The sequence below is a fragment of the Asaccharospora irregularis DSM 2635 genome (assembly GCF_900129815.1).
Taxonomy (GTDB): domain Bacteria; phylum Bacillota; class Clostridia; order Peptostreptococcales; family Peptostreptococcaceae; genus Asaccharospora; species Asaccharospora irregularis.
Map to the genome: position 1 here is coordinate 1 of NZ_FQWX01000022.1, position 12,782 is coordinate 12,782.

Sequence of the window (12,782 nt, forward strand, 5' to 3'; positions counted from 1 at the left end):
CGTTCTCTTCCTTAATTTGAGATAACTCTCTTTTAAGAGCTCTTAATTCCTTCAATGTCATTTCATCTTCTGAGTTTGAAGACACTGGAGAATTATCTTTTATCCATGTTGATATTGTTGATTTTGGTATGCCATACTCGCTATTTAATACTGCTAATGATTTTCCTGATTTATATAATTCTATAATTGTATTTCTAAATTCATCTGTATATCTTGCCATTTTAGACACGTCCTTTCTAATCTACCTATATTATAATTAGTTCGATTAATTGTGTCTATATACTTATACTAACATCAGAAACTATTTGTAATATATACGGTCAAGAACATTTTATTGATATATCTGATTTAAAACAGTTACCAGTTCGATTGGTTCATATAATTTCTAAATATTTATGAATATGATACTATACTAAGAAAGGATGGACAGGAATTGTGGATTGTATTAAAATAGGTAAGTTAATAGCAAGCTTACGAAAAGAAAAGAAAATGACACAGAAGGATTTAGCAAATAAACTTGGGGTATTAAATAAAACTGTTTCAAAATGGGAGTGTGGGATGGGTTGCCCAGATCTATCATATTGGTCTGACCTTTCTTCAATACTAGGAGTGGATATAGTTCAAATGATGGAAGGCGAAATTACATCAAATAAGATAGATAGTGGGAATATTAATAAAATTCATTTCTATGTCTGCTCTGATTGCGGAAATATACTACTCTCAACGGGTAGTGCATCAATTTTCTGTTGTGGTCGAAAACTAGAATACTTAACTCCGGCAATAACTCCAGAAGAGTTTGATATTACGGAAGTAGAGATGGACGCTGATTACTATATTACCTTTAATCATATGATGGAAAAAGAGCACTATATATCTTTTGTAGCATATATGAAAAATGATAAGGTTCTATTAAATCGGCTGTATCCTGAGCAAAGTCCTTGTTTTCGTATTCCTTTAAACAGGGGGCATGGTGGAAAATTGTATCTATATTGTATTAAGCATGGGTTGAAAATATCTTCTGATATATTTTAAAATTTAGGATAACACTAGATACCTGTAAATAAAGATATGCAAACTTAAAATAGAAAAGGTTTACAATAGAGATAAAACGGCGACTAAAATCCGAATATATTTAGGATCTTAGTCGTCTAATTTTATATCAAATGTATTTGTTTATATACCTATTTACTTTCATTTACTTCAAATCTAAAAATTTCAGGTCGGTTATAGTGACCAACAGGATCCCAGTCAAATTTTGATTGTACAATTTGATTTAAGTCAATTTCAGCAGTTAAGATGCCAGCCTTATCAAATAATGGGCCTACTACATATTCCCCGTAAGGATTGATTATACAGCTACCTCCTGTGCACATGACTTCGGGTTGACCTTCAAGATCATTATAATACTCTAAATCAGTTGGATACATTGACTTTTCAACATATTGATTACTCATTATCACAAAACATCTTCCCTCAAAGGCGATATGCTTTAATGTAGACTGATAGACTTCTCTTTGGTCAGCTGTAGGTACTATATATAGTTTTACACCCTTCATATACATTGCCATTCTTGCAAGAGGCATATAATTTTCCCAACAAATCAATGAGCCCATCTTTCCATAAGGAGTATCTACCACAGTAATTGTAGATCCATCATCTTCACCCCATATAACTCTTTCAGCAGCAGTTGGTTTCAATTTTCTGTGTCTTCCTAAATACCCTTCAGGTCCAAAAAATAAATTGCAACAATGTAATGATCCATCAACATCAAATCCGTTTTTTTCTGTAACCCCTATTGATAAATAAATACCTAATTCCTTAGTAAGTTCTGCTAATCTATCGACTTCTGGACCAGGTACAGCTACTGAGTTATCATGATATCTTTGGTAGTCTTTTCTACCTTCTGGAGTTCTACTTCCTATTGTCATACCGAAGGTAAGTCCCCTTGGATAGCATGGTATAAAACTTTCGGGAAAAACAACTAGCTTTGACCCATTTGAAGCTGCTTTCCTTGTAAGTTCTATAGTCTTGTCCATAGTTTTTTCAAGATTAAATATAACTGGAGAATCTTGAATAACAGAAATCTTTAATTTTTTTTCCATATTTTTACATCCCTTCATTAGTTTTGTAGTTTAATTATATTACAGTATTATGGTAGTATCAATTAATTGTTAATAATACTCTATTCAAGTACTTTTCGGGTTTATTCCTAATATACTATGAAAAATAAATAAGTCTGATTTAAGAGTATATACAAAATGTACACTCCCTTTTTGATATAATAAAAGTACAAAGGATAGGACATAAGTGTGTAAAGTAGTTATATAAAAAGGGGGATTAGAATGGATTTTAAAGTTTATGGGAAATTTGTAAAAAAGGGCGATTTTATTTATATGACTGATACTTATATGCAATTCGGGGAATCAGAAGATATTATAGGGGCTTGCGTACTTTGCAATCCAGGAGCGTCCTCTTTTAAAGATAAAAGTGAAGAGGAAAAGTTACAGAGGTATGCGGGGGAAAGAGAATATGAAGGTGAGGGTGAATTAAAACCCGATGCTACTATGAAACAAATAGGAGAAATATTAAAAAATGCGTATGATGATAAATTAGAGGGAAAGTTTATGATATTTAACACGTTTACAATTAGAAACTCCAATATGTCTGAAGCTAAAAAGCTACTAAAAGATTCTGCTGTAGATAAAGAATTATTATTTATAGATTACAATAGATATAAGGATAAGTACTCTGAAATACCATATATATTAGTTGGTTGGGGATGTGAAGATTATAAAAATTTAAAAAATGAAAAAAATAAATGGTTAAGCTTTATAAAGGAAAAAAACATAACTTATATTGGAATACAGGCGAAAAAACCACCTCACTATTACCATCCATTACCACATATAAAAGAAAAACAGGAAGAGTATAAGAGAAATATATATGAACAATACATTGATTTATTAGGGCTTGAAAGTTCATTTTAATAAGGATATAAATTATATTCAAATTAAAACTTAGAAAAAATAAATATTATATAGATAATATAACAGTTAATTTAATTAATATAAAGTAATATAAGATTTACATAAATAAATTTAGGAGGTGGCAGTTTGGCACAACAATATACTAGAAAAATGATTCGAGAGGTATTTATAAAGTTGCTAAATAAGCATCCACTTAATAAAATTACAGTTAAGGATATTGCTACAGCATGTGAAATAAACAGAAATACTTTTTATTATTATTACACAGATATATATGCACTTTTGGCAGAGATATTTCAATCAGAACTTCAAATAGTTATTGATGAATATAATGACACGTTGTCATGGGAGGAGAGTTTTATTGTAGCGACTAAATTTGCCCTAGAAAATAAAACAGCTATTTATCATGTATATAATTCTATGCAGAGAGAAGAATTAGTAAACTATGTATATAATGTATCAGGAAATGTTATGAGTAGGTATCTTGAAAAAGTAGGGGAAGGCATACCTGCTTCTTTGGAGGATAGAAAATTAATTACATCTTTTTATCAGTGTGCTCTTACTGAAATGGTATTGCGTTGGGTCGCTTCTGGTATGAAAGAGGATCCGGATACTATTATAAGGAGAATAGGGCAATTATTTGATGGAAATATTGAGTTATCACTTAAGCGAAGTGCTAATTTAAATAGTATATATTGAATGTATTGAATATATTGAAAATTAACAAGAAAATATTTTATTTTTAGGCATTTTAACTATACTGCCTAGAAATTAGACAAATAAACTACAGTGTTTAAAACTCAGACACTGTAGTTTATTTGTTTAATGAAAAGGATATACAAAAATTATATTATAGATTTACAACAAACCTTATAGATAATAAGTATTCAAAGATTTAAAGGACTGAGTATTATTTATTATATTAATGGGGATGTTATTAGAAGTATAAAAGGAAGAGTTCCTAAATATGAAGTTAATCTCTAAGAGGTTAATAAAAATTGAGAAAGAAGGGGATAAAATGAAATTAAAGACACATGATGATAGACTTACACTTACAAATGGTAGCTATCACTCTTTAGTTAATGCAAGAAAGCCTAAAGGAATTGAGGATAAACAGGCATACTTAATTGGTACTGGGATTGGTGCTTTGGCTGCTGGTTGTTTCCTAATTCGTGATGCTCATATGGATGGTAGCAAGATTACCTTTTTAGAACAGTTAGAAATTCCTGGAGGATCTTTAGATGGTGAGGTTCGTCAAAACTTAGGTTATGTAGCACGTGGTGGACGTGAAATGGGACACCATTTTGAAGTGTTATGGAGTTTATTTAGTTCACTTCCATCTACAGAAGATCCTAATATGACAGTATTAGATCATTTTTATTATACAAACTATGATGATCCAAACTTTAGTAATTGCCGTATTACTCAAAATCAAGGTGAGCGTTACGACAATGGAAAATTTAATTTAGGTCAAGATTTAGCGATGGAATTAGCTTCATTTGTCAATATGTCAGATGATGAACTTCAAAATAAATCTATTGAAGATGTTTTTTCTGAAGAACTTTTAAACACTGACTTTTGGACATATTGGAGAACAATGTTTGCATTTGAGAACTGGCATAGTGCTTTAGAGATGAAATTATATATGAATCGTTTTATCCACCATGTTGGAGGTCTGCCAGATCTTTCAGCTCTACAATTCTCAAGACATGATCAATATACTTCTTTTGTAAAACCAATGGTTAAATATTTAGAAGATAACGGTGCCAAATTTGAATATGGAGTCACTGTTGATAATGTTGAGTTCTCAATCTCAGATGATAAGAAGGTTGCAAAGAAAATAGTTGCTACAGATAAAAACGGAAAAAATCTTTCTATTGATTTAACAGAAAACGATTTAGTATTTATCACTAATGGTTCTATGACTGAAGGTTCTGGATATGGTGATGATAATACACCTGCTCCTTTTAATAAAGAAGCACAGGGATGTTGGAAATTATGGAGAAATATAGCAGCTCAATCAGATGAGTTTGGAAGACCAGATAAATTCTGTACAGATCCAGAAAAATCTAACTGGGAATCTTGTACTGTAACTTGTCATGATGAACGTGTTCCTAAATACATTGAAAAAATTACAAAGCGTTCACCATATGGCGGGAAAACAGTAACGGGTGGTATAATTACGGCTCTTGATTCTTCGTGGCTTATGAGTTGGACTATAAACCGCCAAGAACAATACTATGGTCAACCTGAGAAAGATGTTGTTGTTTGGGTATACGGTTTATTCTCTGATGTTCCAGGAGATTACATTAAAAAGCCTATGAGAGATTGTACTGGTAAGGAAATCACAAAAGAATGGTTATATCATATAGGTGTTCCTATAGATGAAATAGAAGAATTATCACAATCATGTACTGCTGTTCCTGTTATGATGCCATTTATAACATCTCAATTTATGGTTCGTGAATTTGGAGATCGTCCATATGTTGTACCAAAGAATGCAGTAAACTTTGCTTTCCTTGGACAATTTGCTGAAACATTAGATGACCCAGGTCGTGATACTGTATTTACTATTGAATATTCAGGACGTACAGCTATGGAGGCGGTATATGTTTTAACTGGAGTTGAAAAGGGAGTTCCTGAAGTATATGCTTCTAGATATGATATTCGTTATTTACTAAATGCAGGTAAATGTTTACTAGATGGAGAAAAACCAAAACTTAGTTTATCACCATTAGCTAAACGTAAGATTTTAAAACAAATAGCAGGTACAGACATTGAAATATTACTAAAAGAACATGGAGTTCTTTAATAAAATTTAGGTACAACTAAGTAATTAAAATCCCGAATTAAAAAATCGGGATTTTAATTTACTTTTATTTAAAATATTAAACAAGGGAGGAAGCTTATGTGAGAGAGGAAAAAGATCTTAAAGGAGAGTATATTCCTACGATAGAGGAAATGCAAACATGGTATAAAGATGATTTGAGAAACCAAGCACTAAAATTATATGAATGTGATAATAATAAAAAAATAAATGGGCAAGTATCATTTTTTAATACTTTTAGAAAATTTGAACATATAGATGAAAAAACTCCACTAATTCCTGAAAAAGACAATGTTTATTATGAAAAGTATAAGGTTTATGTAGAAGAGGAAATAGAAACTAGGGGTAAAGAAATAGAGGAAATAGAAAATTTAATTGAGTACGAAAAATTCTTTCTTTTTTGGGAAAGGAGAGTTAGTAGAGAAACCAATAACTATGGACACCATGGCAGTAACTCTGCCACAAGATATCGTGTTGACTGTATCAAAAAATTAGAAAAAAGATTGCAAACACTACTAGAGAGTTCTCCAGAGGCGTGGCAGTTTTATTATAAACGTCAATTGTTAGATGATATAGAAACTCAAAGTAAACAACGCCTGATAACTGTTCCTTATGTTGCTAATGCAAAACAAAAAGTATTGGATTCTTTGAACCTAGGGGTACCTGTATATATTGTTGGGCATTTAGGAAGTGGGAAAACACAATTGGCAACTGAAGCAGCACTAGATTTTACTATCCAAAATAAAATACAAAGCGAATTAGAATATAAGATGGAGGATTGGTTTTCTGATAATTTAAATGCCACAGAAAAAGATGCTATTGAAAAATTTAGAGAGTTTAACAATGAAAGAAGGCTTTATTATAAAAACATTTTGACTAATGGAAACAGGGAGGAAATAGAATCTTTGCAACCATTATTTATATCTGGTTCGCATAATTTAACTTATGAAGATATGTTTATAGAGAAAACATTGTCTCTAAAACACAGTTTTTCCAAAGGATCCTTTGTTGATTATCTTAATATGATAATTGAAGATTTTTATGAGTGGATGGATGAACATAGGGAAAAATTAAATAAAATGACTGATGAAGAACAGTTACAGCTTAAGATTCAAGTATGGAAAAGTTTTTCTGATTTGTTGGTAGCGAGTAACAGTGCTTTTGGTACTGAAATTAAGAAAATAGAAAGAGAAATTTTGATTGCAGTAAAAGAAGGTAGACCTGTGATTGTGGACGAGTTAAATACTATTGCAATGCAAAATTTAATCGCGCTAAATGATATATTACAACGTCATGCGGGAAATACAGCTTATATTACAGGGGTTGGTCCTGTTTTAATTAGACCGGGATTTGGTTTTATCGGTACAGGAAACTTATCGACTCAAATGGTCAACTATGAAGGAACTAATGAATTGAACCCAGCATTTAAATCACGTTTTATGACGATTGAGTACAATTATGTGCCTCAAGGGATAACTGGATCATTAGAAGATCAAGAGTTCCCAGAAAAAAATGAACTTTTCAGAGTAATAATGATACGACTTGCCGACAAAAATGGAAATATTCATTTACCTAATCCACAAAGGACTCTAGAAGAGTTATTTAGATTTTCTCAATTATGTAGGGTTACTCAGGATGTTTTTATGGGGAGATTAAGAGATAATGAAACACAAAAAGATGGGATGGACAATCTAGAGTTAAGGGAATCTGTATTGTCAATACGTAATATTTTACATGTTTTAGATAACTGGAACCAAGGAGAAGAAAAGGATTTAAGTAAAGCCTTGTGGGATAGTTTTATTAGTTCAATTACTTATCCTGATGATCAGAATTATATTCTTTCACAAGCAGTTCGTTTTGGATTTTTTGCTGAAAGTGAAGGTTGGAGAGTTGAAACAAAGGGAGTAGGAGAGCCTACTACAACATATGAAGAAATTCGTACCCGTCCATATTATTATGTTAGATCATCAATAGAAACATTGAGTTATCTAGATGCAATCCACCTTATATTTGGAAAGGGAGTCTCTAGAAAAACTTTACCAAAGGGGTTAATAGAAATATTTGAGAATTATGATGACAATTTAAAACGTATTGATGCAAAGAGGTACCAAGAATTAGACCAAAAATTATCTCATTTAGAACATTCAAAGCATTTAGTTGAATACTTAAAAGATAATGGTGGAGAAAAATGAAGATAAATTTGGATGAAGAGTATTTCAAGAGTCAGGTAAAAAGGCTGAGAAGAAAGCTAGATGAATGTCAAGAAAATGGAATTTTAGATGATAATTTTGAGGAGGATTTAGAGAAGCTTATACAATTAGAAGAAAAGCTGCTAACTAAATTAATTCCCTACTATAGAGTATGCATAAATGGGATAAAGAAAACTTCAATTAAAATAAATACTATAAAACAACTTGGGGCTTACGATTTTGATAGTTTTTCGCAAAGTATACTGAGAATTAATGAAAATCTTTTTATTATAAGCGGTGCAGACAGTAAAGTCAGATTTTTTTATATAGATACTATTGATAGTCCTTCATCTTATTGTGAAGTAGAGTGGAGCCCTCATATTAAAGAAATAAATGAGATAATTTCATTTATATATAGATTAAATGATAAGGAAATTTTACTTTTAGGTGTTATGGGTGGATGCTATATACTTTCAAGTGATAACTTTGATAAAATGCCCGATATCAATGAAGAGATTAAAGTTAAAATAATACAAAAATATAATGAAGGCAATAATTTTAGTGGATTTGGAAGGTGTCTAGAAATCAGGTATGGTTTATTTGTAGTTGAAGGTGATGATGATACTTTAATTTTATCTGAAATAACAAAAGAAAGTGATAGCTATCATATAGTTTTTCATAAAGATATATATTTGAGTATTCCAGATTGGACCGTATTTGAAAAGATACATGATGATTGTTTTGTCGTTGGAACAAAAATAGGACAATTATATTTTATTAAATATCATAACAATAAATTTATTATAGATGAAAGAGATGACTTTCTAGATGGTGAGATAAGAGAGATTAAATGTTTAGATGATGAAAATGGCAATAGGAATTCTCTGATGGTCACAGGAGATAACGGACTAATCAACATATACTCTCTAAATGAAGGTTCAAAAATTATAAAAGAGGGACTAGATAGTTTAGAAGGAAATTTATTTGATATTCAATCTAAAAAAGGTACAGCTGTAGTTTTAAGTGAAGACGGAAGAGTCTACTTATTTGAAGAGAATTTTGGAAATTGGTATTTAAATGAGGAGGCCACACTTAAAGAGGTTTATTTTACAAATGTCTTTAAATTAGATATTTCAAGATACTTACTCATGGATATAGAAGGTAAACTAAATTTATTGGAAATTGAGCGAATTGATACACCAAAAGACTTGTGGGATTTACCACTGTATCATTAGGAGGAATTAGTATGTTTGACTTGAATGAGCAAACTTTAATTGAGGAATCTAAGGCATATTGCGAAGAATTTTTACAAAGGGAACAACGTTCATTGGCTACATTTACTGGAGATTCTAGTTTGATGTATATTCCTGATTCAAAACTGGAGAGGTTTGTACTGGATCCATCTAAGGGAATTTTGTATTTACCTTTGGAAAGTTTTTTGGATAGAGACTTAGATAGTAATCAGATTATGTGGCATATTTACTATGAGTTAGCCCTGTACTCTGATTGGAGAAAACAGACTAAAAAGTATTTGAACAGAAAAATGGACTGGCAAAAAGAGATTGATCACATGACAAGTTATATATTGTCTAGGGTAAAAAGCGAGGGGATGGAAAAAGACCCCGCATATAAGCCAAAGGCTATTTTTAATTATGTAAAAAAAGAGGTACTTGATTTATTATATGTATTTGATAAATTCTCATCTTTTCTTAGGGTTTTGCAGATGTGCCCTATATATAGGGATGAAGACAATTTTGAAAAAATTAGTTCTTATATGAAACAGATAGGTAAGTCAATTGAGTCAGTTTCTCAACTGCCTAAACATAGAGGTTTTTCTAATAGTTTTTTAATTATTGAATTATACAAAACTAAACCTATAATAAATGAGTGTTCTAAAAATCCCTTTGATAGAAAAGTTATGGGTGAATTTCTTTTTGACTTTGTTCATAGTCAATTAATCAGTCAAATAAATAATGGAGATGGAATTGTTGAGAGAGATTTGTTTATTCGTTGTTTTGTATTTCCGATTTTTGAGGAATTATGGAAAGAGGAAATTGACGATATGATATTTTATAAGTCAGAGGGTCAGCAAAAAGAAACGATTAAAGCAAGTAAAGATCCCTTTGAACAGTTTGATGTAGATGAAATAGTAGATCAACTAGAATCCACTCAAGAAGATGAGCAAAAAATTCTAGAGGAAATGCTAGATCAGCAAGATCAGATAAGTACAAACGCAAAAAACGTTATAAACTATAATACAGATTTAAAATCTTATGAAATAAGTCAGGCTAACCAGGAATTATTTCAATTTTATGCAAATAAAATGAAGTCTGAAAGAAATCAAATGCGTCAATTTTGGAAAAAGTTAATAGGAGATGCAAAAAAAGAAGTAAGTGTAAAAAAGGATGGTCAAATAAAAGGTAAATTAGATATAAATAGTTTTATTGATTTTTATCCAGACTTTTTAGAGGCCGAGGAAAAAGGGAACTATAAAGATCTTCCTATTTTCAATAGATATCTATTAGAGCCTAGGATGGGTGTTTTACCTGAGAGAATAGAAGTTTCTTTTGTAATAGACAATTCAGGCTCAATGAATGACTCAAAAATTGAGGCAGCAAGAAAGGCATTAGCAGTGACTTTGCTGTCAATAGATGATTTCAATCAATATTTAAAAAGTAATGCAGAACAATTAAATCAAAAGGTAGAAGTTTTGAGTGAAACCTGGTTTTTTGGAAGTCAGTACTATAATGTCAAAGAATTTAATGAGAGAAGTGTGAAGGAAAAAGAAAAGGCCGATATAATTCGATCAATTGTAAAATTGGATGCCACAGATGGTTCAACTGATGATGCAGGCTGTCTTAGAGAGATATGTAAGAAAATTACTCCTATGCAGGAGAGTGAACTTAAGAAAGGTAAACAAATAAAGATAATTTTTGAGGTAACAGACGGTGCATCTAGTTTTCCTGGATCAACAAGAGAAGTTTTACAAGAATTGTTATCTAAGAATGTACAGGTATATGCATTTCAAATAGGAAAAAATAGCAAAGCAAATGAAAAAAACTTTAACTTTGTTTGGAATGAAGGGTATAAACATCCACATGGGGTTATAATCGGAGAAAAAGTAGAGAAATTACCAAAAGAATTGTTAAGAGCAGTAGGAAAGAATATCCAGTCTATTTTTAATAAGTAAACTATAGTAAAAATGCCTGATAATTGACATTTAGAGAAAATAATTGTACAATTAATAGGATTTTAATATATAAAAACCAATGTTTTGCCACCGGGTAAAGCTTTTAAGGTGTTCTGAAATATTCCATTAGGTCTTAGAAGGAATATTTTTAGAACATCTTTTTTAGTGTGAAGGAATCGAAATATCTCGGATATTTTTTAAGTACTTTTAATATTTAGTTAGGAGAGTTTTTAATTGGAAAGGAGATGTATAATATGGACAAGCCTTTATTAAGAGATTTTACGAAATATGTTAGTTTAAATATATTGGGAATGATTGGTATTTCTTGTTATATTCTAGCTGATACTTACTTTATTGCAAAATCACTAGGAGCTACAGGGATTACAGCTTTAAATCTATCTATTTCAATCTATAGTGTGATTCATGGGATTGGTATGATGATTGGTATTGGAGGGGCTAGTAGATTTAGTATATTAAAGTCACAGAAAATGGATAAAAAAGCCAATGCAGTATTCTCTACTTCTATAAAATTTGGAGTTATCGTAGGTATAATATTTTCTATAATAGGTATATTTGGATCAAAATATCTAGCATTAGCCCTAGGAGCAGACCTATCTACATTAGGTCTTACAAAAACATATTTAGCTACGATACTGATTTTTGCTCCATTTTTTATTTTAAACAACATTATGATTGCTTTTGTTAGAAACGATAATAACCCTAATCTTTCTATGATAGCAATGTTATTGGGGAGTTTTTTAAATATTATCTTAGACTACGTATTTATATTTCCTTTTAAAATGGGAATGTTTGGAGCAGCGTTTGCGACCAGCATTGCCCCAATAATTAGCATATCGATACTATTATTTCACTTTAGTGACAAGAAGGATGTATTTAAACTTTTAAAGTACAAACTCGAATGGAATTTAATACCAGATATATGTAGCTTAGGACTATCGGCACTTGTCATAGAAATTTCATCTGCTGTTGTTTTGATAACTTTTAATTTGGTTATTTTAGAACTTGAAGGCAATGTAGGAGTTGCGGCTTATGGTATTGTTGCAAACTTGGCACTTGTAGGGATAGCAATATTTACTGGTTTAGCACAAGGGATACAGCCACTTACTAGTAAATACCATGGACTTGGAGATTATGAAATATCAGGGAAAGTATGTAGATACGCCTTGATAACATCTACTTTAATAGCAACAATTATGTATTTAGCGATTTCACTACATTCCAATCAAATAATAGCTATATTTAATAGTGAAAATAATATAGCTATTAGAGAAATTGCAGATATAGGTTTTAAAATATATTTTTTAGGTTTTTTCTTTGTTGGAGTAAATATAGTAATATCTATGTTTTTGAGTGCAACAGAAAATGCTAAATCTGCATTTTTGATTACAATTGCTCGTGGATTTATAGTTATCATTCCTTTGGTTCTTTTATTGAGTAAGTTTTTTGATATGATAGGTGTTTGGTCAGCCTTTGTAGTCACTGAGCTTATTGTAACAATTTTAGCGATATATCTGACGCTAAGACGAAAAACTTATTAGAAAAGTAATTATTTTTTATAATGCGTATTT

Annotated in this window: 10 protein-coding genes; 8 read left to right on the forward strand and 2 right to left on the reverse strand. The window is 30.8% G+C overall.

Going from position 1 to position 12,782, the window contains the following annotated elements:
- The coding region (locus tag BUB34_RS08865) for a transposase (RefSeq protein WP_073126559.1) at window positions 1-220 on the reverse strand (220 nt) is incomplete at its 3' end.
- 215 nt (window positions 221-435) lie between these two features.
- Here BUB34_RS08865 and BUB34_RS08870 point away from each other — a divergent pair.
- Window positions 436-1,032, forward strand: coding sequence for a helix-turn-helix domain-containing protein (locus BUB34_RS08870; RefSeq protein WP_073126560.1), 597 nt, complete (start codon window positions 436-438; stop codon window positions 1,030-1,032).
- Window positions 1,033-1,181: 149 nt separating this feature from the next.
- Here BUB34_RS08870 and BUB34_RS08875 read toward each other — a convergent pair whose 3' ends face one another.
- Complete coding sequence (locus BUB34_RS08875; protein WP_084120331.1) at window positions 1,182-2,102, reverse strand: carbon-nitrogen hydrolase family protein; 921 nt, start codon at window positions 2,100-2,102, stop codon at window positions 1,182-1,184.
- A gap of 240 nt (window positions 2,103-2,342) precedes the next feature.
- Here BUB34_RS08875 and BUB34_RS08880 point away from each other — a divergent pair, with 240 nt between their 5' ends.
- From BUB34_RS08880 to BUB34_RS08910, 7 genes are all read left to right on the forward strand, one after another.
- Window positions 2,343-2,987 (forward strand): DUF1643 domain-containing protein, encoded by a 645-nt coding sequence (locus tag BUB34_RS08880; RefSeq protein ID WP_073126563.1) that lies wholly within the window; start codon window positions 2,343-2,345, stop codon window positions 2,985-2,987.
- A gap of 126 nt (window positions 2,988-3,113) precedes the next feature.
- Window positions 3,114-3,686, forward strand: coding sequence for a TetR/AcrR family transcriptional regulator (locus BUB34_RS08885; RefSeq protein WP_073126565.1), 573 nt, complete (start codon window positions 3,114-3,116; stop codon window positions 3,684-3,686).
- A gap of 319 nt (window positions 3,687-4,005) precedes the next feature.
- Window positions 4,006-5,799, forward strand: coding sequence for an oleate hydratase (locus BUB34_RS08890; RefSeq protein ID WP_073126618.1), 1,794 nt, complete (start codon window positions 4,006-4,008; stop codon window positions 5,797-5,799).
- 98 nt (window positions 5,800-5,897) lie between these two features.
- Complete coding sequence (locus BUB34_RS08895) at window positions 5,898-8,006, forward strand: hypothetical protein (RefSeq protein ID WP_073126566.1); 2,109 nt, start codon at window positions 5,898-5,900, stop codon at window positions 8,004-8,006.
- Window positions 8,003-9,238 carry a hypothetical protein gene (locus BUB34_RS08900; RefSeq protein WP_073126569.1) on the forward strand — a complete coding sequence of 412 codons (1,236 nt, stop codon included), beginning with the start codon at window positions 8,003-8,005 and terminating at the stop codon, window positions 9,236-9,238. The genes BUB34_RS08895 and BUB34_RS08900 overlap by 4 nt, the downstream gene beginning before the upstream one ends.
- Window positions 9,239-9,249: 11 nt before the next feature.
- Entirely contained in the window at window positions 9,250-11,193 is a 1,944-nt protein-coding gene (locus BUB34_RS08905; RefSeq protein ID WP_073126571.1) for a vWA domain-containing protein, read from the forward strand.
- Window positions 11,194-11,447: 254 nt separating this feature from the next.
- On the forward strand, window positions 11,448-12,752 hold the full coding sequence (locus BUB34_RS08910; protein ID WP_073126573.1) for an MATE family efflux transporter: 1,305 nt from the start codon (window positions 11,448-11,450) through the stop codon (window positions 12,750-12,752).
- Window positions 12,753-12,782 lie beyond the last annotated feature (30 nt).